Source organism: Pseudomonas sp. KH_024_B2 (assembly GCF_057839965.1).
In genome coordinates, this window is the sequence record NZ_CM174502.1 from 3,990,453 (window position 1) to 4,013,253 (window position 22,801).

18 protein-coding genes and 4 tRNA genes are annotated in these 22,801 nt (G+C 59.7%); 4 read left to right on the forward strand and 18 right to left on the reverse strand.

The genetic code is table 11. The features are described from left to right. Positions 1-187: 187 nt before the first annotated feature. From AC3I0A_RS18480 to leuC, 6 genes are all read right to left on the reverse strand, one after another. On the reverse strand, positions 188-1,198 hold the full coding sequence (locus AC3I0A_RS18480) for an aspartate-semialdehyde dehydrogenase (RefSeq protein ID WP_489373658.1): 1,011 nt from the start codon (positions 1,196-1,198) through the stop codon (positions 188-190). 263 nt (positions 1,199-1,461) lie between these two features. Continuing rightward, the gene (asd, locus tag AC3I0A_RS18485) at positions 1,462-2,574 is read right to left on the reverse strand and encodes an aspartate-semialdehyde dehydrogenase (protein WP_123425727.1); all 1,113 of its coding nucleotides are present in this window, start codon (positions 2,572-2,574) and stop codon (positions 1,462-1,464) included. 69 nt (positions 2,575-2,643) lie between these two features. Continuing rightward, positions 2,644-3,726, reverse strand: a complete 1,083-nt coding sequence (gene leuB / locus AC3I0A_RS18490; protein WP_489373660.1) for a 3-isopropylmalate dehydrogenase — start codon at positions 3,724-3,726, stop codon at positions 2,644-2,646. A 66-nt stretch (positions 3,727-3,792) separates the two neighbouring features. After that, positions 3,793-4,560 carry a class I SAM-dependent methyltransferase gene (locus AC3I0A_RS18495; protein WP_489373661.1) on the reverse strand — a complete coding sequence of 256 codons (768 nt, stop codon included), beginning with the start codon at positions 4,558-4,560 and terminating at the stop codon, positions 3,793-3,795. 147 nt (positions 4,561-4,707) lie between these two features. Continuing rightward, positions 4,708-5,352: a 3-isopropylmalate dehydratase small subunit gene (leuD, locus tag AC3I0A_RS18500; RefSeq protein WP_489373663.1), complete on the reverse strand. Its 645-nt coding sequence runs from the start codon at positions 5,350-5,352 to the stop codon at positions 4,708-4,710. A gap of 2 nt (positions 5,353-5,354) precedes the next feature. Next, the gene (gene leuC / locus AC3I0A_RS18505) at positions 5,355-6,785 is read right to left on the reverse strand and encodes a 3-isopropylmalate dehydratase large subunit (protein WP_489373664.1); all 1,431 of its coding nucleotides are present in this window, start codon (positions 6,783-6,785) and stop codon (positions 5,355-5,357) included. Positions 6,786-6,932: 147 nt separating this feature from the next. Here leuC and AC3I0A_RS18510 point away from each other — a divergent pair, with 147 nt between their 5' ends. Beyond that, a complete protein-coding gene (locus AC3I0A_RS18510; RefSeq protein WP_489373666.1) occupies positions 6,933-7,823 on the forward strand; it encodes a LysR family transcriptional regulator in 891 nt (296 codons plus the stop codon). Positions 7,824-7,892: 69 nt separating this feature from the next. Next, positions 7,893-11,180 (forward strand): PAS domain S-box protein, encoded by a 3,288-nt coding sequence (locus tag AC3I0A_RS18515; protein ID WP_489373667.1) that lies wholly within the window; start codon positions 7,893-7,895, stop codon positions 11,178-11,180. Positions 11,181-11,235: 55 nt separating this feature from the next. Here the strand turns inward: AC3I0A_RS18515 and AC3I0A_RS18520 are convergent, their stop codons facing one another. From AC3I0A_RS18520 to uvrB, 11 genes are all read right to left on the reverse strand, one after another. Beyond that, positions 11,236-11,682 carry an Hsp20 family protein gene (locus tag AC3I0A_RS18520; protein WP_489373668.1) on the reverse strand — a complete coding sequence of 149 codons (447 nt, stop codon included), beginning with the start codon at positions 11,680-11,682 and terminating at the stop codon, positions 11,236-11,238. Between the two features lie 113 nt (positions 11,683-11,795). Further along, entirely contained in the window at positions 11,796-12,755 is a 960-nt protein-coding gene (locus AC3I0A_RS18525; protein WP_489373669.1) for a tRNA dihydrouridine synthase, read from the reverse strand. A gap of 212 nt (positions 12,756-12,967) precedes the next feature. Next, positions 12,968-13,405 carry an acyl-CoA thioesterase gene (locus AC3I0A_RS18530; protein WP_489373670.1) on the reverse strand — a complete coding sequence of 146 codons (438 nt, stop codon included), beginning with the start codon at positions 13,403-13,405 and terminating at the stop codon, positions 12,968-12,970. A 49-nt stretch (positions 13,406-13,454) separates the two neighbouring features. After that, entirely contained in the window at positions 13,455-14,288 is an 834-nt protein-coding gene (locus AC3I0A_RS18535; protein WP_489373671.1) for an alpha/beta fold hydrolase, read from the reverse strand. A 29-nt stretch (positions 14,289-14,317) separates the two neighbouring features. Continuing rightward, entirely contained in the window at positions 14,318-14,857 is a 540-nt protein-coding gene (locus AC3I0A_RS18540) for a TetR/AcrR family transcriptional regulator (RefSeq protein ID WP_489373672.1), read from the reverse strand. Positions 14,858-15,078: 221 nt separating this feature from the next. Next, positions 15,079-15,154 (reverse strand) — tRNA-Glu (locus AC3I0A_RS18545). Positions 15,155-15,234: 80 nt separating this feature from the next. Beyond that, positions 15,235-15,310: transfer RNA gene (locus AC3I0A_RS18550), tRNA-Ala, on the reverse strand. A 53-nt stretch (positions 15,311-15,363) separates the two neighbouring features. Next, positions 15,364-15,439, reverse strand: a tRNA-Glu gene (locus tag AC3I0A_RS18555). 78 nt (positions 15,440-15,517) lie between these two features. Then, positions 15,518-15,593 (reverse strand) — tRNA-Ala (locus AC3I0A_RS18560). Positions 15,594-15,771: 178 nt separating this feature from the next. Further along, complete coding sequence (gene gltX, locus AC3I0A_RS18565) at positions 15,772-17,253, reverse strand: glutamate--tRNA ligase (RefSeq protein ID WP_489373673.1); 1,482 nt, start codon at positions 17,251-17,253, stop codon at positions 15,772-15,774. 271 nt (positions 17,254-17,524) lie between these two features. Continuing rightward, positions 17,525-19,540 carry an excinuclease ABC subunit UvrB gene (uvrB, locus tag AC3I0A_RS18570; RefSeq protein WP_489373675.1) on the reverse strand — a complete coding sequence of 672 codons (2,016 nt, stop codon included), beginning with the start codon at positions 19,538-19,540 and terminating at the stop codon, positions 17,525-17,527. Positions 19,541-19,874: 334 nt separating this feature from the next. Here uvrB and AC3I0A_RS18575 point away from each other — a divergent pair, with 334 nt between their 5' ends. Beyond that, positions 19,875-21,071: an amino acid aminotransferase gene (locus AC3I0A_RS18575; protein ID WP_489373677.1), complete on the forward strand. Its 1,197-nt coding sequence runs from the start codon at positions 19,875-19,877 to the stop codon at positions 21,069-21,071. 125 nt (positions 21,072-21,196) lie between these two features. Here AC3I0A_RS18575 and AC3I0A_RS18580 read toward each other — a convergent pair whose 3' ends face one another. Further along, entirely contained in the window at positions 21,197-21,886 is a 690-nt protein-coding gene (locus AC3I0A_RS18580) for an MlaA family lipoprotein (protein ID WP_489373678.1), read from the reverse strand. 202 nt (positions 21,887-22,088) lie between these two features. On the opposite strand from AC3I0A_RS18580, the gene pcrP reads away from it, so the two are divergent. Then, positions 22,089-22,715, forward strand: a complete 627-nt coding sequence (gene pcrP, locus AC3I0A_RS18585; RefSeq protein WP_489373680.1) for an HAD superfamily inactivated hydrolase PcrP — start codon at positions 22,089-22,091, stop codon at positions 22,713-22,715. Positions 22,716-22,801 lie beyond the last annotated feature (86 nt).

Below are 22,801 nucleotides of genomic sequence, written 5' to 3' on the forward strand. Positions count from 1 at the left end.
CTCCCCGGCCTGCGAGAAGGTGTAGTAGCCGCTGCCATAAGGCATTGCGCACAGTGTTGAACGTCACCTGCACGCGATTATTTCAATCATGCCCCTGGAGGCCCCAAACAATGGCTCGCCTCCAACAACAGCCAGCCAGGCATTACGCCCGGCCAGAATCAGTCTGCAAATTGTTGCCAAGTATCTTTTACAGAAGGTCTTTTATCAACAACTCAGCCAACTGCACCGCGTTCAGCGCGGCGCCTTTGCGTACGTTATCTGACGTCAGCCACAGATTAAGTTCCGCCGGGTCGTCGACACCGCTCCGAACCCGTCCGACATAAACCACATCCTGCCCCACCGCATCCCCCACTGCCGTCGGGTAATCACCCGCTTCGACCAGCTCGACGCCTGGAGCTGCGTCCAGTGCCGCGTTGACCTTTGCCAGGTCGATAGCGGTCGCTGATTGCAAGGTCACGGTAAAGCTATCGCCAAAAAACACCGGGGCTTGAACGCAAGTGACAGAAATCTTCAACAAAGGCGCTGCCAGAACCTCGCGCAGCTCTGTGACCAGGCGTTTTTCCAGCGCGGTATGGCCCTGAGCATCAGGCTTACCGACTTGAGCCAACAGGTTAAAGGCCATCTGCCGATCAAAGAATCGCGGCTCCAACGGGCGAACGTTGAGCAGTTCAGCGGTTTGTCGCGCCAGCTCTTTAACGGCTTCGCGACCCTGGGAGGAGACTGCCAGGCAGGCGGTCAGACTAACCCGCTGGATATCGAGCAAACCACGCAACGGTGCCAGCACTACTGCCAGCGCCGTGGCCGATGCGCTGGGGCTGCTCAGTTGTACGGGCTTTTTCAACCCCGCCAGTACCTGGCCATTGGCTTCAGGAACGACTTGTGGGGCTTGCGCGGCAGGCAATGCTCCGGACAAATCGATCACCGCACAACCGGCAGCGGTAGCGCGCGGCGCAAAACTCAGCGTCACCGCAGGGCCTGCCGCGAAGAACACCAGTTGAACCTTGCTGAAGTCGAATTCATCGACTTCACGCACCCGCACGTTCTTGCCGCGGTACGGCACTGAATGCCCGGCCGACTCGCTGCTGGCCAGCAAGTGCAAATCGGCAACCGGGAAATCACGTTCTTCGAGAATCTGGACGAGGGTTTCGCCGACAGTACCGGTGGCGCCGATCACGGCGATATCAAAGGACTGGCTCATGTTGCTACCTCAGGCGAAACGGGGGAGCGGCACTTTACCGGGTGGTTGGCATGCAGGCAATTCACCGGGGGTTTTGTGGCGCCTGTGCCGGCCCTATCGCGAGCAAGCTCGCTCCCACATTGGATCTCCAGTGTTCACACGGTCCCTGTGGGAGCGAGCTTGCTCGCGATGACGGCCTGACAGGCACCAACGCCCCCTCAGACTGACAACATAAAAAAACCCGCGCCTCCTTCAAGGCGCGGGTTCTTCATTACATCAATCAATCAACGCTCAAGCAGAATCCGCAACATGCGACGCAGCGGTTCGGCCGCGCCCCACAGCAGTTGGTCGCCGACGGTGAAGGCGCCGACGAACTGCGAACCCATGTTCAGCTTGCGCAGACGGCCCACCGGGACATTCAGGGTGCCGGTGACCTTGGTCGGGCTCAGCTCCTGCATGCTGATCTCACGCTGGTTCGGCACCAGTTTGACCCAAGGGTTGTGCTGGCTGATCAGCCCTTCGATATCGGCGATCGGCACGTCTTTGTTCAACTTGATGGTCAGCGCCTGGCTGTGGCAGCGCATGGCGCCGATCCGCACGCAGATACCGTCGACCGGGATCGGGCTCTTGAAGCGACCGAGGATCTTGTTGGTCTCGGCCTGAGCCTTCCACTCTTCACGGCTCTGACCGTTCGGCAGTTCCTTGTCGATCCACGGGATCAGGCTGCCGGCCAGCGGTACGCCAAAGTTTTCGGTCGGGTACGCGTCGCTGCGCATGGCTTCGGCGACTCTACGGTCGATGTCGAGGATGGCGCTGGCCGGATCGGCCAGTTGATCGGCGACAGCGGCGTGGGTCGCGCCCATTTGCTTGATCAGTTCACGCATGTTCTGCGCGCCGGCACCGGAGGCCGCCTGATAAGTCATGGCACTCATCCACTCCACCAGACCGGCTTCGAACAGGCCGCCCAGGCCCATCAGCATCAGGCTGACGGTGCAGTTGCCACCGATGTAGTTCTTGGTGCCCGCGTCGAGCTGCTGGTCGATGACCTTGCGGTTCACCGGATCCAGCACGATCACCGCATCATCCTGCATGCGCAGGCTGGAAGCGGCGTCGATCCAGTAACCCTGCCAGCCGGCTTCGCGCAGCTTCGGGAAGACTTCGCTGGTGTAGTCGCCACCCTGGCAGGTCAGAATCACGTCGAGGGTTTTCAGCTCTTCAATGCTGTAAGCGTCCTTGAGCGGAGCAATGTCCTTGCCCACGGACGGGCCTTGGCCACCGACATTGGAAGTGGTGAAAAACACCGGCTCGATTAGATCGAAATCCTGCTCTTCCAGCATCCGCTGCATGAGCACGGAACCGACCATACCGCGCCAACCGATCAGACCTACACGTTTCATCGCAACTACACCTTCTTGAAAAAGTGGGCCGCTGCTTTCAAGGTTGAAAGTTGCAGCGGGCCCAAGAGATTACAGATTCCGCAGCGCGGCGACTACTGCATCGCCCATTTCCTGCGTACCGACTTTGGCACAACCCACCGACCAGATGTCGCCAGTACGTAAACCTTGATCCAGCACCAGGCTCACGGCTTTCTCGATGGCATCAGCGGCATCCAGCAGATTGAAGCTGTAACGCAGCATCATCGAGACCGACAAAATGGTCGCCAACGGGTTGGCAATGCCTTGCCCGGCGATGTCCGGCGCCGAACCGTGGCACGGCTCGTACATGCCCTTGTTGTTGGCATCCAGCGACGCCGACGGCAGCATGCCGATGGAACCGGTGAGCATCGACGCTTCGTCGGAAAGGATGTCGCCGAACAGGTTGTCGGTGACGATCACGTCGAACTGCTTCGGTGCGCGCACCAGCTGCATCGCGGCGTTGTCGACGTACATGTGGCTCAGTTCGACTTCAGGGTAATCCTTGGCCACTTCCTCGACGATTTCACGCCACAGCTGGCTGGAGGCTAGTACGTTGGCTTTGTCGACCGAGCAGAGCTTCTTGCCGCGCACCATGGCCATGTCGAAACCGACACGGGCGATGCGACGGATTTCGCTTTCGCTGTAAGGCAGCGTGTCGTAGGCCTGACGCTCGCCATTTTCCAGCTCGCGCACGCCACGCGGCGCGCCGAAATAGATACCGCCGGTCAGTTCACGGACGATCAGGATGTCCAGACCAGCGACGATTTCCGGTTTCAGGCTCGATGCATCAGCCAGTTGCGGGTAAAGGATCGCCGGGCGCAGATTGCCGAACAGTCCCAGTTGCGCACGAATCTTCAGCAAGCCGCGCTCAGGACGGATGTCACGTTCGATCTTGTCCCACTTCGGACCGCCCACAGCGCCGAGCAGCACCGCATCGGCAGCGCGAGCGCGCTCCAGGGTTTCATCCGCCAAAGGCACGCCGTGCTTGTCGATGGCCGCGCCACCGATCACGTCATGACTCAGTTCGAAGCCCAGGCTGTACTTTTCGTTCGCCAGCTCCAGCACTTTGACTGCTTCGGCCATGATTTCCGGGCCAATACCGTCACCTGGGAGAATCAGAATCTGCTTGCTCATGCTTTCCTCATGTCATCTGTCGGCGTGCCCGCGGGCATACCCGGAAAAAATTCTATCGTTCGGCGCTTATCGTTCAGCCATCAGCACCAGCACATCGGTACTAAACGAACCATCGGCCTCAATCTCGAAATACTCGCGCACTTCGTTGCCCATGGCCTGCTGCAATTCACGGATCGCCACCCGCAGCGCTTCAGGCGTACGCATACGCTCGACCCAGGAGGTGTACTCCAGACGCAGACGCTGGCGTGTGGTGCTACGGGTATGCAAACCCGCTTCGCTGACCTGACGCAACCACTCACCGGCAGAATAATCGCGCACGTGGCTGGTGTCGCGCAGCACTTCGACACTTTGCAGGTAAGTGTCGAACAATGGACTACCCGGCGACATCACATCGATAAAGGCCGCTACCCCACCCGGCTTGAGCACCCGCCGCACTTCACGCAGGGCCAGACCGAGATCGCTCCAATGGTGCGCCGAATAACGGCTGAAGACGAAATCGAACTCGCCATCGGCGAACGGTAAACGCTCGGCAGCGCCCAGCACTGTGCTGACATTACTCAGGCCACGATCGACCGCCGCGTCCGCCACCACGTCGAGCATCTGCTGGGACAGGTCGTAAGCCACGACCTCGTTCACCAACGAAGCGACATGGAAGCTGACATGACCGGCGCCACACCCCAGATCCAGAACCCTGGCATCGGAGCGGTCAGCCAGCTCGGCCTGTAGCAGCGCGAACTCGGTGCCTTGAGCGTGCACGGCGCTGCTCAGATAGGCCGCGGCCTGTTCACCGAATTGCTTTTGTACTACCTGTGTGTGCTTGGAGGTGCCGGTCATAGTGAAGTCCTGATATTTGTGTTGTCTGGGCTGCCGTCTTCGCGAGCAAGCTCGCTCCCACATTTGATCTACTGTGTTCACGCGGTCAGTGTGGGAGCGAGCTTGCTCGCGATGAGGCCAGCACTGCCGACATCAATTGCGGATCAATCACACGTCGCGAAACAACCAAGGCTGGCTCGCACGGTGCTTGGCTTCGAAGGTGGCAATCGCTTCATGGTCCTGCAGGGTCAGACCGATATCGTCCAGACCGTTGAGCAGGCAATGTTTGCGGAACGCATCGATCTCGAAGCTCAACACCTTGCCATCCGGACGGGTGACCGTCTGGGCTTGCAGATCGACCTGCAACTGATAGCCAGGATTCGCTTCAACCTGCTGGAACAGCTCGTCGACTTCAGCATCGCTCAAGATGATCGGCAGCAAGCCGTTCTTGAAACTGTTGTTGAAGAAGATGTCGGCATAGCTCGGCGCGATGATGCTGCGAAAGCCGTACTCTTCCAGTGCCCACGGTGCGTGCTCACGGCTCGAGCCGCAACCGAAGTTCTCCCGGGCGAGCAATACGCTGGCGCCTTGATAGCGCTCGGCGTTGAGCACGAAATCCTTGTTCAACGGGCGCTTGGAGTTGTCCTGATAGGGCTGCCCCACATCCAGGTAACGCCACTCATCGAACAGGTTCGGGCCGAAGCCGGTGCGCTTGATCGACTTGAGAAACTGCTTGGGAATGATCTGGTCGGTATCGACGTTGGCACGATCCAGAGGCGCGACAAGACCAGTGTGCTGGGTAAATGCTCTCATGATTACTGCGCTCCCTGGATCAATTCGCGGACGTCGATGAAACGACCGTTGACGGCGGCGGCGGCGGCCATGGCCGGGCTGACCAGGTGCGTACGACCACCGGCACCCTGACGGCCTTCGAAGTTACGGTTGGAAGTCGACGCGCAATGCTCGCCAGACTCCAGGCGGTCCGGGTTCATCGCCAGGCACATCGAGCAACCTGGTTCACGCCACTCGAAACCGGCTTCGAGGAAAATCTTGTCCAGACCTTCCAGTTCAGCCTGCGCCTTCACCAGACCCGAGCCCGGGACCACGATCGCCTGCTTGATGGTCGAGGCCACTTTACGGCCCTTGGCGATCACCGCAGCAGCGCGCAAATCTTCGATCCGCGAGTTGGTGCAGGAACCGATGAACACACGGTCCAGTTGAATGTCAGTAATCGCCTGGTTGGCGGTCAAACCCATGTACTTCAAGGCACGCTCGATGGAATCGCGCTTCACCAGATCAGGCTCTTGCGCCGGGTCCGGCACGTTCTGGTCGACCGCGAGGACCATTTCCGGAGATGTGCCCCAGCTGACTTGCGGTTTGATCTGAGTAGCGTCGAGCTCAACGATGGTGTCGAACTTCGCATCCGCGTCGGACACCAGATCTTTCCAGGCTTCGACCGCCAAATCCCATTCCGCGCCTTTCGGAGCAAACGGACGGCCCTTGACGTAAGCGACAGTCTTTTCGTCCGCCGCAACCAGCCCCACCCGTGCACCGGCTTCGATGGACATGTTGCAGATGGTCATGCGGCCTTCGACCGACAAATCACGAATCGCGCTACCGGCGAACTCGATGGCATGGCCGTTGCCGCCGGCAGTGCCGATCTTGCCGATCACCGCGAGAACGATGTCCTTGGCGGTCACGCCGAACGGCAATTGCCCTTCAACTACAACCTGCATGTTCTTCATTTTTTTCGCGACCAGGCACTGAGTGGCGAGCACATGCTCGACCTCGGAAGTGCCGATCCCGTGAGCCAGGGCACCAAAGGCGCCGTGGGTCGAGGTGTGGGAGTCGCCGCAGACCACGGTCATGCCCGGCAAGGTTGCACCCTGCTCCGGGCCAATGACGTGAACGATGCCCTGACGGACGTCGTTCATCTTGAATTCGACGATGCCGTACTCGTCACAGTTGTCGTCGAGGGTCTGAACCTGCAACCGCGAGACCTGGTCGACGATGGCTTCGATGCCGCCTTTACGCTCCGGGGTGGTCGGTACGTTGTGGTCCGGGGTCGCAATGTTGGTATCGATGCGCCAAGGCTTGCGCCCGGCCAGACGCAGGCCTTCGAAGGCTTGCGGCGAGGTCACTTCATGAATGATGTGACGATCGATATAAATCAGCGCCGAGCCATCGTCGCGCTGTTTGACCAAATGCGAATCCCAGAGCTTGTCGTACAGCGTTTTGCCGGCCATCAGACGGTCCTCATCAGCTTGTTTCTATGCCGTGGGTTTTGATGCATCTCAATAACCCCTTGGCTTGTGAGGTCGATCCTATGGCGTTACATTAAATAACTCAAATTCATATTTTTCATGCTTTGGATAACCACCTGGAATACAACCATGGATCTGGCCAACCTCAATGCCTTTATCGCGATCGCCGAGACCGGCAGTTTCTCCGGTGCCGGTGAACGCCTGCACCTGACGCAGCCAGCCATCAGCAAACGGATTGCCGGGCTGGAGCAGCAACTCAAGGTGCGCCTGTTCGACCGGCTCGGCCGTGAAGTCAGCCTGACCGAAGCCGGACGCGCCCTGCTGCCCCGGGCCTATCAGATCCTCAATGTGCTGGATGACACCCGTCGCGCGCTGACCAATCTGACCGGCAAGGTCACCGGCCGTCTGACCCTGGCGACCAGTCACCATATCGGCCTGCACCGCTTGCCGCCGCTGTTGCGGGCCTTTACCCGGCGCTATCCAGAGGTGGCGCTGGACATTCAGTTCCTCGATTCGGAAGTCGCCTACGAAGAAATCCTCCATGGCCGCGCCGAACTGGCGGTGATCACCCTTGCACCGGAGCCCCATGCGCTGGTGCGGGCGACGCCGGTCTGGGATGACCCGCTGGACTTCGTCGCCGCACCGGAACATCCGCTGGTCAGCAATGGCCCGGTCAGTCTGGCGGACATTGCCCTGCATCCAGCGGTATTCCCTGGCGGCAATACCTTTACCCACCATATTGTCCAGCGCCTGTTCGAAGCTCAGGGGTTGACGCCGAATATCGCCATGAGCACCAACTATCTGGAAACCATCAAGATGATGGTCTCGATCGGCCTGGCCTGGAGCGTTTTGCCGCGCACCATGCTCGATGAGCAGGTCGCGCGCATTCCTTTACCGGGCATACAACTCACTCGCCAGCTAGGCTATATCCTGCACACCGAACGGACACTGTCGAATGCTGCGCGGGCTTTCATGGCCTTACTGGATGCACAAATCGATTTGCCAGGGACTCAAGGCTAAGTTGTGCTAATCCTTTATCACCTGAAGTCCTCGCGCTAAACGTTCTATTCAGCCCAAGGCCTGCTGCCAATGCACAAACCTGCTGACCGCACTCGTCCCACGCCCCCGATGCCGCGTATTCAGGCGCTCGACCCGAAAACCTCGGAACAGAGCTGGGAAAGCGCCCCGCAATTGCTCGCCGCGCTGAACGGTGCACATCTGGGCGCCTGGTATTGGGACATAGAACGCGGGCAAATCAGTTGGTCACGCGGCACTCAGGCGTTGTTTGGCTTCGATCCGCGGCAACCGCTGCCGGCCGACCTGGAATATCTCGACCTGCTGCCCATCGAGGATCGGGCCAAAGCCTTGCGCGCCTTCAAGGCGGTGGTCGCCGGCGCGCCACTGGAGCAGGCGCTGCACCACCGGATCCGCTGGCCGGACGGCAGCCTGCATTGGCTGGAGATCAATGGCAGTCTGCTGCCGGACAAGAATGGCAAACCGCGAATGATCGGCGTGATCCGCGAAATCACCCATCAACGCCAGCGCGAACAAGCCTTGAGCAGCTCGGAAAAACGCTTCGCCACGCTGTTTCATCTGTGTCCGAACATGGTGCTGCTGACCCGTCAGGAAGACGGCCTGATCAGCGAGGCCAATCAATACTTTGAAAGCCTGTTCGGCTGGCCGGTGCAAGACGCGATCGGCCGCACGACCCTGGAGCTGGGGCTCTGGGTCCATCCGGAGCAGCGCGCCGAGCTGATCAAAGCCACCAAGGCCAAAGGCGAACTGATCAACATGGAAGTGCAGTTCCGTGCCAGCAACGGGCAAATCCTCGACGGTATTCTCAGCGCCCAAAAAGTCGAACTGGAAGGTCAGCCCTATCTGCTCAGCACCTTCCTCGACACCAGCGAACGCAAAAACGCCGAGCAAGCCCTGAAGGACAGCCAGGAGCGCCTCGACCTGGCACTGGACTCCGCCCAACTGGGCACCTGGGACTGGCACATCCCCAGCGGCATGCTGTATGGCTCGGCCCGCGCCGCTCAGCTGCATGGCCTGGAACCCAAGCCTTTTCACGAGTCCTTCGATGCATTTTTCGAAGGCGTCCCCGGTGAGGAGCGCGATAGCATGCGCGACGCCTACCGCAGCCTGCGCGAGGGACCGGCCGGCAACTATCAGCTGACCTATCGCGTGCAGATGGAAGACGGCAGCTCGCGCTACCTGGAAAGCCGCGCCCGGCTCTACCGCGACGAAGACGGAAATCCGTTACGCATGGCCGGCACTTTGCTCGACATCACCGACCAGGTTGAGCGCGAGCAACGCCTGATCACCTCCGAAGAGAAGTTCGCCAGCCTGTTCCAGGTCAGCCCGGACCCGATTTGCGTGACGCGTCAGGACACCGGTCAATTCATCGAGATCAATTCCAGTTTCACCCAGACATTTGGCTGGACCGCCGCCGACGTCATGGACCGCAGCGCCGACGAGATCGGGCTTTGGGACGACTCGGCGAAGCGCCGGCAGCGTATCGAGCAAGTCATCCGCGAGCAGGCACTGAACAATGTCGCGGTGATTGTTCATCACAAAGACGGGCACGCCTTGACCTGTGTGATCTCGAGTCGCCAGATCAGCGTCGGCGACCAGCCTTGCATCGTCACCACGCTGCGCGACATCACCCAACAGCAACGCTCCGAGGCCGCACTCAAGGCCAGCGAAGAGAAGTTCGCCAAGGCATTCCACTCAAGCCCCGACGCCATTACCATCACCGAACGCGACACCGGGCGCTACCTGGAGGTCAATGACGGTTTCTGCCGGTTGACCGGCTACCGCGCGGACGAAGTGCTTGGACGCACGGTGTATCAGGTTGGTATCTGGGCCGAAGAGCAACAGCGCTCGGCCCTGCTCGCTGAATTGCGGATAAAAGGCCGGGTTCATCACCTGGAAATGCTCGGCCGTAACAAGCGCGGGGACATTCTCACGGTCGAGGTCTCGGTCGAGCCCATCACCCTGAATGAAACCCCCTGCCTGCTGCTGACGGCGCGGGATGTCAGCCTGCTGAAGAATGCCGAGGCGCAGATCCGCCATCTGGCTTACCACGACCCACTGACCAATCTGCCCAACCGTGCATTGCTGATGGACCGTCTGAGCCAGCAGATCGCGCTGCTCAAACGCCACAACCTGCGTGGCGCCCTGCTGTTCCTCGACCTCGATCACTTCAAACACATCAACGATTCCCTCGGCCACCCGGTGGGCGATACGGTGTTGAAGATCATCACCGCCCGGCTCGAAGCCAGCGTGCGCATGGAGGACACCGTCGCGCGTCTGGGCGGCGACGAGTTCGTGGTACTGCTCAGCGGCCTGGAAGGCACGCGCAGCGAAGTCAGCGATCAAGTACGGGCGCTGGCCGACACCTTGCGCGAACTGCTGTCCGAACCGATGTTCCTCGACGGTCAACGACTGCAAGTCACACCGAGCATCGGCATCGCCTTGATTCCCGATCACGGCTCGACCCCGGCCGACCTGCTCAAGCGCGCGGACATCGCGCTCTACCGCGCCAAAGATTCAGGGCGCAATACCACGCAAATGTTCCATGGCAGCATGCAAAAAGCCGCCAGCGAGCGATTGCGCATGGAAACCGACCTGCGCCTGGCCCTCACGCGAGGCGAGTTCAGCCTGCACTTCCAGCCACAAGTCGACGCCCGCGACAACCGCATAGTGGGCGCCGAAGCACTGGTTCGCTGGCAACACCCCGAACTGGGCGCGCAATCACCCACAGAGTTCATCAAGGTACTGGAAGACAGCGGGCTGATCCTGGAGGTCGGCACCTGGATACTCGATGAGGCCTGCCAGGCCTTCCGCCAACTGATCGACAAAGGCCGGATCGACCCGCTCAACTTCAGCCTCTGCGTCAATATCAGCCCACGGCAGTTTCGCCAGAACGACTTTGTCGAACGAGTCGAACGCAGCCTGAGCAACCATCAACTGCCCTGCTCGCTACTGAGGCTGGAGATCACCGAAGGTATCGTGATCCAGAACCTCGATGACACCGTCACCAAAATGCGTCGTTTGAAGAAACTCGGCGTGAGCTTTGCCATGGACGATTTCGGTACTGGTTATTCCTCACTGACTTATCTCAAGCGCCTGCCAGTGGACGCACTGAAAATCGACAAGTCCTTCGTCCGCGACGCCACCAGCGACCCGAACGACGCGGAAATCATCCGCGCCATCGTCGCCATGGCCCTCAGCCTTGGGCTGGCGGTGATTGCCGAAGGGGTGGAAACCCCTGAGCAGCTTGAATTCCTGCAAGGCCTGGGCTGTCATTTGTATCAAGGCTACCTGCATAGCCGGCCGTTGCCGCTGAAGGAGTTCAGGAAGTTGCTTAAATAACGGGTGCCGAACGCAAAACTTGTGGCGAGGGGGCAAGCCCCCTCGCCACAAAAAATCAATGCTCCAGCGCCGGTTTATCCGTCCCGCTGATCGGGATGACCCGGGCTTTTTCCTCTTCCGGCACGACACGCAACAGGTCGATACTCAACAGCCCATTGCTCAGGCCCGCAGCCTTGACCTCGATATGGTCAGCCAGGCGGAAGGACAGTTTGAAGGCCCGCTGAGCGATACCTTGATACAGGTAAGTGACGTCTTCGTTGGCATCACGCTTGCCGCCACTGATGGTCAATACACCTTTTTCGACTTGCAGCTCCAGGTCTTCTTCCTGAAAACCGGCCGCGGCAATCACGATGCGGTAGTGATCTTCCGCGTGTTTTTCGACGTTGTAGGGTGGATAGGTGCTACCTGGCTCATTGCGTAGCGCCGACTCGAACAGATCGTTGAAACGATCGAAGCCAACCGACGAACGGAACAGTGGAGCCCAGGAAAATGCAGTATTCATGATCAATCTCCTGAAAATTCAGCAAGTGGTTATCTCCGCGACCCGGATTCGGCATCGCGTACAAAAGAGATAAGGATTGACCCACCGTTTTCAAGAGACCTTTTTATGAAATTTCAGGCCGCTTCGGTGCGCCGAACGCCCAGTAAACGCCCGACCTGATCCAGATCGGTTTCCCGGCGCATTGCCGTGAACAGCTCAACCGCCTCAGGATAATTACGAGTCAGCATTGCCAGCCATTGCTTCAAACGGCCCGGCGCCGAACGTGGCGTCAGTTGTGCGACGGCTTGCGCCCAGAACTCCTGAAGCATCGGTTGCAGATCGGCCCAGGACATCTCGACAACCTCTTCGCCGGCCCGCGCCGCTGCAATCTGCCGCGCCAGATCCGGACGCGACACCAGACCTCGACCGAGCATGATGTCTTCGACACCGCTGATCTCGCGGCAGCGGCGCCAGTCTTCGACGCTCCAGATATCGCCATTGGCGAACACCGGCACCTTGACCACTTCCTGGACTCGCGGAATCCACTCCCAATGGGCAGGCGGCTTGTAACCGTCGGTCTTGGTCCGGGCATGCACGACGATGTGCGCGGCGCCGCCCTCGGCCAGGGCCGTGGCACACACCAACGCGCCGTCCGGGCTATCGAAGCCCAGGCGCATCTTGGCCGTCACCGGGATATGCGCCGGCACCGCGCGGCGGACTTCGGCGACGATCGCATTCAGCAGTTCCGGCTCTTTGAGCAACACCGCGCCACCGCGAGACTTGTTGACGGTCTTGGCCGGGCAGCCGAAGTTCAGGTCGATGACTTGCGAGCCCAGCTCGCAGGCCAGTGCGGCGTTTTCGGCCAGACATACCGGGTCAGAGCCGAGCAATTGCACGCGCAGCGGCACACCGGCAGCGGTCTTCGCACCGTGGAGCAATTCAGGAGCCAGCTTGTGGAAGTAAGCCGGGGTCAGCAGACGATCGTTGACGCGGATGAATTCGGTCACACACCAATCAATACCGCCAACCTGGGTCAACACGTCCCGCAGGATGTTGTCGACCAACCCCTCCATGGGCGCCAAAGCAATTTGCATGGATAACACTCAACGAAAAACGTGCGGCAGTTTACTGGGTTTACAGGTGAAAGAGGTATGCCTCGCATTTGTGGCGAGGGAGCTTGCTCCCGCTGGGGCGCGCAGCGGCCCTAAAATCAGACGCCGAGTTTCTTCTGAAAGAACGCAGGCGCTGGTTTTGCGACTGCTGCGCAGCCGAGCGGGAGCAAGCTCCCTCGCCACAGGGGTCGGTGCTAAGCCGTGACTTGCAACGCAGGGCCATAACCCTCGATAAACTCCGCCGGCATACGCTTGGGCTTGCCGCTGGACAGTTCGATGCAGACGAACGTGGTCTGGGCGCGGAGCACGGTGGTGTTATCGCTTGGGCGGACCAACTGAAAGCGTCGGGTCATTTTCAAACGCTGATCCCAATCGACGATCCAGGTCGCCAGCTGCAATTCATCGCCTTCGTAGGCGGCAACCAGGTAATCGATCTCGTGGCGCACCACAGCCATCGCCCGGTCCAGTCGCCGATACTCGGTCAGGTCCAGCCCCAGACGCTGTGAATGACGCCAGGCGCAGCGTTCGAGCCAGGTGACATACACCGCGTTGTTGGCATGCCCGAGCCCGTCGATGTCCTCGGCATCCACCTGCAGATCAATGATAAATGGCGTTGCCAGATCCCAGCCCATGCCCCACTCCCCGGTCAGATAAATTCGACCGGGGCAGTGTAACGGATGCTCAAGCGGTTTGGCGCGATTGCAGACTGCGCCCGGCCAGCAAAGCCAGCACACCGTCGATCAGACGCGGGTCAGCCAGTACACGCTGATGCCCCCCCGCTTCCAGACGCAGCAAACGGCTGTCAAACCAGGCCTCATGAATCAACTGCGATTCCTTGACCGGGACAAAGCAGTCATCCTCGGCATGCACGATCAGCCCTGGCATATCCAATTGATAGTGGGCCACATCGAGCCGGGACGCCTGCATGCCGACCTCCTGCTCAACTTGCCGGATAAACGCCGAACGCGCTTTCGGCGGCAAGCGTACATAGCGGGCAAATCCACGCAGCACAGCCAATATGCGGGCCGGCGCGGCGATGCTGACCAGGGTTTCGGTGCGCAAGCCCAACTGGACCGCCAGCATCGCGCTGGCGCCACCCATGGAGTGACCGATGACGGCTTGCAGCGGTGGTAATTCCGCTGCGGCCTCGAGCATGGCGCGGGCAAACAACACCACATTCGCCTCATGACCAGGAGATCGACCATGGGCCGGGCCATCCAGCGCGACCACGGTGTAACCGGCGTCGACCAGCGCGGTGATCAGGCTGGCAAACTGCGTCGGCCGCCCTTCCCAACCGTGCATCAACAAAACGGTCGGACCTTGACCCCAGCGCAACGCCGAAAGCCCGAACCGCAAAGTGATCCGCTCGGACTTCGCCAGCAGCGGCAATTCCCAATCCCGTGGCGGCAGCTCGCGCGGCGTCATGAATGCCAGACGCATCTTGCGCGCTACCAATCGCGGTGCAAACCAGCCCAAGGTGCCATTAATGCCACGAACCCAGCTTAAAGTGCTCATCGCTCATCTCCTCAGGCTAACGCTTCAGGTCAAAGCACCGCCGACTTGGCGGCACGTAACAGTCGATCGGATAACTCTCCGGCACCCAGAGCACGCGCCAGCGCCAGACCACCCACCATCAAGGCGATGTCGGCCAGGACTTTATCGATGTCTTCCGGGCTGGCCGCCAGTTGCGCGACCATCAGCTCCATGTGCTCATTCAACGCCTGACGAAAGTCGTCCGGCAGCCGGCCCAGCTCCCCGATCGAAGCCGGGATCGGGCAGGCATGGTCCGTTGAATCACGGTGCTTGCGCGACAGGTAGAACGCGGCGACCAAGGCGCGACGCTCTTCGCCGGTCAACTCGGAATCCATTTGCGCTATCAAGTCGCGGCGCTGAGCGAGCAGTTGCTTGAACGCCTCCAGCATCAGCGCATCCTTGCTTTCGAAGTGCGCATAGAAGCCGCCCACCGTAAGCCCGGCGGCGCCCATCACTTCTCCCACGCTCGGTTCGGCCGGACCACGCTGGATCAGCGCAGAACTTGCGGCCTTGAGGATTCGTTCGCGGGTTTGTGCTTTCTTGTCGTTCATCGTTGCCTCCGAATATTACGATTGAAATATTATTCTCATAATAAATTTTCGCAAGCCTTTGATGTGCCCGTTGGTCAGAAGAGTCACTTCATTTAAAAAAAAGCTGAGAACAGAGAGTTGAGATCAGAGCTGAAGAAAAGAAGAATTGGCGAACGCCAGACAAACAAAAGGGCCATTCAATAATTGAATGACCCCTATAAATCCCGCAAAGCGGGTAATCGTGGCGTCCCCTAGGGGACTCGAACCCCTGTTACCGCCGTGAAAGGGCGGTGTCCTAGGCCACTAGACGAAGGGGACGCAAAACCTTCTATACAACTGATCAGTGCTGAGAACTGATCGATTCAAGGCCGGTGTGGCCAGACCTTGAACTGTAAAATTGGTGGAGCTAGACGGGATCGAACCGTCGACCTCTTGCATGCCATGCAAGCGCTCTCCCAGCTGAGCTATAGCCCCGGATTTTTCGCCTCGCGGCGGAGCAGCATCTTTCAATACTGCTTCTGTAAAACTGGCGTCCCCTAGGGGACTCGAACCCCTGTTACCGCCGTGAAAGGGCGGTGTCCTAGGCCACTAGACGAAGGGGACGTAACCCTTCTATACAACTGATCAGACTGAGCCTGATCGATTCAAGGCCGGTGTGGCCAGACCTTGAACTGTACAATTTGGTGGAGCTAAACGGGATCGAACCGTTGACCTCTTGCATGCCATGCAAGCGCTCTCCCAGCTGAGCTATAGCCCCACGTTGTGGACGGGGCGCATGTTAAGCGCGAGACGGGAACCTGTCAAATAAATTTTCAACAAATTTCAAAATTTTTCGTCGGCATAACAATCACTTACCGTCCAACCCCCGGAATTCCGGGGGCACAATGGCCACTACGCGCCCGGACGCAATGGCCATCAATCCCTTACGCAGCCTCTCAGGCAATAGCGCCCAGGAGTTTTTCCCACTCCTTGTTTTCCTTCTTCGACACGCCACCGAGCAAGTCGATGGCCTGGCGCAGACGGAAACGCGTCAGGTCCGGGCCGAGGATTTCCATCGCATCGAGCACCGACACCGAGCTGGCCTGACCGGTAATTGCGGCAAACATCAGCGGCATGGCGTCCCGCAGCTTCAGCTCGAGGGATTCGACCACCGCCTGAATGGTCGCGGTGATGCTGTCTTTCTCCCACTGACGCAGGCTTTCCAGCTTCCACAGGATCAACTGCATCAACTGACGCACCTGATCACCCGAGAGCTTCTTGGACTCGAACAGCTTGGCGTCCGGGTTCACACCACCGGCGAAGAAGAAACCGGCCAGCGGTGCGACCTGGCTGAAGGTTTCAACCCGGCCCTGCACGTGCGGGGCGATCTTCATCATGTATTCAGGGTTCAGTGCCCACTTCTGCACGCGAGCAGCGAACTCTTCCACCGGCAGGTCACGCAGCCACTGGCCGTTGAGCCAGGAGAGCTTCTCGACATCGAAAATCGGCCCGCCCAGGGAAACCCGCGACAGATCGAAATTGTCGACCATTTCCTGCAGCGAGAACTTCTCGCGCTCGTCGGGCATCGACCAGCCCATGCGACCCAGGTAGTTGAGCATCGCTTCCGGCATGAAGCCCATACGCTCGTAGAAGGTCACCGAGGTCGGGTTCTTGCGCTTGGACAGCTTGCTCTTGTCCGGGTTACGCAGCAGCGGCATGTAGCACAGCTGCGGTTGTTCCCAGCCGAAGTATTCATAGAGCAGGATCAGTTTCGGCGCCGATGGCAGCCACTCTTCGCCACGCAGAACGTGGGTAATGCCCATCAGGTGATCGTCGACCACGTTGGCGAGGAAGTACGTCGGCAAGCCGTCGGTCTTCATCAGCACTTGCATGTCCATGCGATCCCACGGGATCTCGACGTCGCCACGGAGCATGTCCGGTACCACGCAGGTGCCTTCGGTCGGCACTTTCATGCGGATCACGTGCGGCTCGCCAGCGGCCAGGCGGCGCGCGACTTCTTCGTTGGAGAGCAACAGCGCACGGCCGTCGTAACGCGGGGTTTCGCCGCGGGCCATTTGCTCGGCGCGCATCTGGTCCAGTTCTTCCGCAGTGCAGAAGCACGGGAAGGCATGGCCAAGCTCTACAAGCTGCTGGCAATACTGCTGATAGATATCGCCGCGCTCGCTCTGGCGGTACGGGCCATTCGGGCCGCCGACATCCGGACCTTCGCTCCAGGTGATGCCCAACCAGCGCAAGGCATCGAAAATCTGCTGTTCGGACTCGCGAGTCGAGCGCAATTGATCGGTGTCTTCGATCCGCAGGATGAACTCACCGCCATGCTGCTTGGCAAAGCAATAGTTGAACAAAGCGATGTAAGCGGTGCCGACGTGGGGATCGCCGGTAGGCGATGGCGCGATGCGAGTGCGGACGGTGGTCATGGCATGTCTCGAAAAGAATATGAAAAGCGGAGATGAAACAGGGGGCGAATGGTAACAGGCGGGACCGACCCGGCTCCAGTGAGCAGGGTATTTAAGCCGGGGTTGAGACTGCAAACCGCTCTAACACCGCTCAATGAAGGCTTCTGCGCTGCCCTCCAGGACGCCTTCGCGGGCAAGCCCGCTCCCACAAGGATCGCGCAGAACCTGTGGGAGCGGGCTTGCCCGCGAATAATCGGGAGGTCACATCAATATTGACTGACCTCCAAACAGATCAAACCACCATCAACCGCTCCCGCAGCTTGCCGATCTCGTCGCGCATCTGCGCGGCGGCCTCGAACTCCAGATCCCGCGCCAACTGGTACATTTTCTCTTCGAGCTGACGAATACGCTTGGAGATCTCGCTCGGCGAGCGCAGTTCGTTTTCGTAGCGGGCGCTTTCCTCGGCGGCCTTGGCCATGCCTTTGCGCTTTTTACTGCGCGAACCCGGTACGACAGCGCCCTCCATAATGTCGGCAACGTCCTTGAACACACCTTTAGGGGTAATGCCGTTGGCCAGGTTGAAGGCGATCTGCTTCTCGCGGCGACGATCGGTCTCGCCAATCGCCCGCTCCATCGACCCGGTGATCCGGTCAGCGTAGAGAATCGCCCGGCCATTGAGGTTACGCGCCGCACGGCCAATGGTCTGAATCAGTGAACGCTCGGACCGCAGGAAGCCTTCCTTGTCCGCGTCGAGAATCGCCACCAGCGACACCTCGGGCATGTCCAGACCTTCACGCAGCAGGTTGATCCCCACCAGCACGTCGAAAGTGCCAAGGCGCAGATCACGAATGATCTCCACCCGCTCCACCGTGTCGATGTCCGAGTGCAGATAGCGTACCCGCACGCCATGATCAGCCAGGTAATCGGTGAGGTCTTCGGACATACGCTTGGTCAGCGTAGTCACCAGCACCCGCTCTTCCAGTGCCACGCGCTTGCTGATTTCCGAGAGCAAATCATCGACCTGAGTCAGCGCCGGACGGATCTCGATCTGCGGGTCCACCAGACCGGTCGGCCGCACCAGTTGCTCGACCACTCGACCGGCATGCTCGGCCTCATAGTTACCAGGCGTTGCCGAAACGAAAATGGTCTGCGGGCTGATGCTTTCAAACTCGTCGAAACGCATCGGCCGGTTGTCCAGCGCCGACGGCAGGCGGAAACCGTATTCCACCAGGGTTTCCTTGCGCGAACGGTCGCCTTTGTACATGGCGCCGACCTGCGGCACGCTGACGTGGGACTCGTCGATCACCAGCAAGGCATCGGCGGGCAAGTAGTCAAACAAGGTCGGTGGCGCCTGACCGGACTCGCGGCCCGACAGGTAGCGCGAGTAGTTTTCGATGCCGTTGCAGTAACCCAGCTCGAGAATCATCTCCAGGTCAAAACGGGTGCGCTGCTCCAGACGTTGCGCTTCCACCAGCTTGTTATTGGAACGCAGATACTCCAGACGCTCCTGAAGCTCGACCTTGATCCCTTCGATGGCCCCCAGCAGGGTTTCTCGCGGCGTCACGTAGTGGCTTTTCGGATAGAAAGTGAAACGCGGCAGCTGGCGGATCACTTCGCCGGTCAGCGGATCGAAGGCGGAAATCTTCTCCACTTCATCATCGAAGAGTTCAATGCGGATCGCTTCAAAATCGGATTCCGCCGGATGGATATCGATCACATCGCCGCGCACACGAAAGGTCGCACGGGCGAAGTCCATGTCATTGCGGGTGTATTGCAGGTCGGCGAGCCGGCGCAGCAAGGCGCGCTGATCGAGCTTGTCGCCGCGATCCACGTGCAGCACCATCTTCAGATAGGTTTCCGGGCTGCCCAGGCCGTAGATGCACGAGACCGTGGTGACGATGATCGCGTCCTTGCGCTCCAGCAAGGCCTTGGTCGCGGACAACCGCATCTGTTCGATATGGTCGTTGATCGACGCATCTTTCTCGATAAAGGTGTCGGAGGACGGCACGTACGCTTCAGGCTGGTAGTAGTCGTAGTAGGAAACGAAGTACTCCACCGCGTTATTCGGGAAGAACCCCTTGAACTCCCCGTACAACTGCGCCGCCAGAGTCTTGTTCGGCGCCAGCACCAGCGTCGGGCGGTTGATCTGCGCGATCACGTTGGCGATGCTGAAGGTCTTGCCCGAGCCGGTCACACCGAGCAACGTCTGGTGCGCCAGTCCGGCCTCGATGCCCTCGACCATCAAGCGGATGGCTTCCGGCTGATCGCCAGCGGGCTCGAAGCGGGTGACTAGCTGGAAGTCAGACATAATGTACCTCTGGTGAAGGCCTGCACGGTAAAACCGAACAGCAACGAGAAAGACCGCAAACGACAGATGTCGCCGGGAAAAAACTGGATTGTGCTAGATGTGGAGCCAAATGCCACGGGTTTCAAGCTAAACGTCCTACATCCCCCTAAGCCCTTTGACGTTGTAACATGACAAACGGCCGAGAAAAAATCCGAAAAACTTGCCCGAAAAGCCCAATCGCCTGTCGCAGCGATCGGTGATGGCCTCTATACTAGCTCCCCGTTTGTGCACCGCTCTAGTGCATTCGGCTGGAGCGCTACACCTCCCTCCACTCTCCATTCAGAGCCACGCAATAATGAGCCTGTTCTCCGCTGTCGAAATGGCACCACGCGATCCAATCCTGGGCCTCAACGAAGCATTCAATGCCGATACCCGTACCAACAAGGTCAACCTGGGGGTCGGTGTTTACTGCAACGAAGAGGGAAAAATCCCACTCATGCGTGCCGTTGACGAAGCCGAGACGATTCGCGTAGCTCAACACGCTTCCCGCGGCTACCTGCCGATCGACGGTATTGCCGCCTACGATCAGGCGGTGCAAAAGCTGCTGTTCGGCGCTGATTCACCGCTGATCGCCGCCGGCCGGGTCATCACCACCCAAGCCGTTGGCGGTACCGGCGCACTGAAAACCGGTGCCGACTTCCTCAAGAAACTGCTGCCTGACGCCGTCGTCGCCATCAGCGACCCAAGCTGGGAAAACCACCGCGCACTGTTCGAAACCGCCGGTTTCCCGGTGCAGAACTACCGCTACTACGACGCCGCGACTCACGACGTGAACCGCGCCGGCCTGCTGGAAGACCTCAACGCTCTGCCTGAGCGCTCGATCGTTGTGCTGCACGCTTGCTGCCACAACCCGACTGGCGTCGACTTGAGCCCGGCCGACTGGAAAAATGTTCTGGATGTGGTCAAGGCGAAAAACCACGTGCCGTTCCTCGACATGGCCTATCAGGGCTTTGGCGACGGCATTGATGAGGACGCTGCAGCTGTGCGTCTGTTCGCCGAATCGGGTCTGACCTTCTTCGTCTCCAGCTCGTTCTCCAAATCCTTCTCGCTGTACGGCGAGCGCGTTGGCGCGCTGTCGATCGTCAGCGAATCGAAAGACGAAAGCGCGCGCGTACTGTCGCAAGTCAAACGCGTGATCCGCACCAACTACTCCAACCCGCCAACCCATGGTGCAACCATCGTTGCCGCCGTGCTGAACAGCCCGGTACTGCGCGCCCAGTGGGAGCAGGAACTGGCCGAAATGCGCCTGCGCATTCGTGGCATGCGCACGCAAATGGTCGACCTGCTGGCGGAAAAAGCGCCTGGCCGTGACTTCAGCTTCGTCGGTCGTCAGCGTGGGATGTTTTCCTACTCCGGCCTGACCGTTGAGCAAGTCACCCGCCTGCGCACCGAGTTCGGCATCTACGCCCTGGACACCGGCCGCATCTGCGTCGCCGCGCTGAACCAGAGCAACATCGACGTGGTGACCAAGGCCATCGTTCAGGTGATCTAAGTCACACGCGACAACACAAAAGGGGAAGCCTGTCGGCTTCCCCTTTTCGTTGTCGGCGAGAAGACAAACCGCACGAAACGCAGAAGGCGGCCAACTGGCCGCCTTCGTTGCTTGCAGGGTCAGGCTTAAAAGTCGTCTTCGACCTGGCCGTCTTTGACTTTGAATTCGCGGTTCTGCAGATAGGCGTTGCGGATGAACACGTATTTGTCGCCGCTGATCAGCTTCTCGGTCGACAACAGACTGGCGCGGGTATCGATCACATCCATGCCGATTGCCATATTGCGCGCCGGAATGTCATTCATGTAACGGTAGGGTTCGGTGTAGCCGTCCACGTATTTGGAGGGAGCGTCACGCAGAGTACTCGGGCCAAAGAACGGCAGCATCACATACGGACCGCTGCCCACACCCCAGTAACCAAGGGTCTGACCGAAGTCTTCGTCGTTGCGTTGCAGACCCATTTTGGTCCCGACGTCGAAGAAGCCGAGCACACCGAACGTGGTGTTGAACATCAGTCGCGCGGTGTCGACACCCGCAGCCTGGGGCTTGACCTGCAACACATCGTTGGCCAGGTTGCCGACGTCACCGATGTTGCGGTACATGTTGTGGATGCCGTCTTCAAGGAACTGCGGCGTGACCGCCTGATAGCCCTGCGCCAGGGGTTTCAGTGCATAGGTATCAAGCAGGTCGTTGAACCGGAAAATCGGCCGATTGATGCTCTCCCAAGGATCTTCTTCCGTTGCTGCCTGAGCAATAAACGGCACCAGCATGACGCTGGCACACACACATAGTCGAGCTAGACGATTGCTCCAGCGCATAGCAAAAACTCCTTGGATATTTCTGTCCCGGGGACTTTGCCCTGGCAATAAGCGCGCTAGTATAAGACGGATCAGCTCTATTACGCAGCATCCCGAGAGATGCCTTACGGCAGACTCGGCTTCGCTCTGCCCCATTCATACAGATGTCACTCAACTGTCATCGGCAACGACTAGCCTGAGAGGCTATTTCAGGGACGTCGATATGCCGCACGCTCAAGCCTTACCCGTAGCCGCACCTGCCCTGACCGCTGTGCTCTTTGGCCTCAGTGGCTGCCTGGTCGATTTTGGTGCCCGGACCCGCCAGCACAGCGCCGATCAGCCTCCCCACGACCCAGCCAGGGCCACCCCTGGCGCGCTGGACATCCTGCATAGCTTGCAACGCCAGGGCATCCCCTGCGCCTGGCTCGATGAGCTGCCGCAGGCGGTCAGTCACTCGCTCTCGGCATCGCTGCCGGACTGGATCAAACCCACCGATAGCGCCGCAATCGCCAGTCAATGGCCTGCTCCGAACGCCTGCTGGCAGGCGTTGATGGCACTGAATGTCAGTCGCCTGGACGGCTGCGTGCTGGTCAGCGGTGAACCGCGCTTGCTGCAGTCGGGCCTTAACGCCGGGCTCTGGACCATTGGCCTGGCCTCATGCGGCTCGCTGTGCGGGTTAGCGCCCAGCGAATGGCAAGCGTTGAGCCAGCAAGAGCGCGAGCACAAACGCGGCAAGGCGACGCTGCAACTGTTCGGCCTCGGCGTGCACTCGGTGATCGACCATTTGGGCGAACTCGGCACCTGCCTGGCAGATATCGGCCTGCGGCGACTCAAGGGTGAAAAGCCCTGATCGGCTGATGTTGATCGAGATCATGCACGCTGCGATGGAGTGGATTACTCTAAGGTCAGGGTATGGACCTTTAGTCTGCTGTAGCG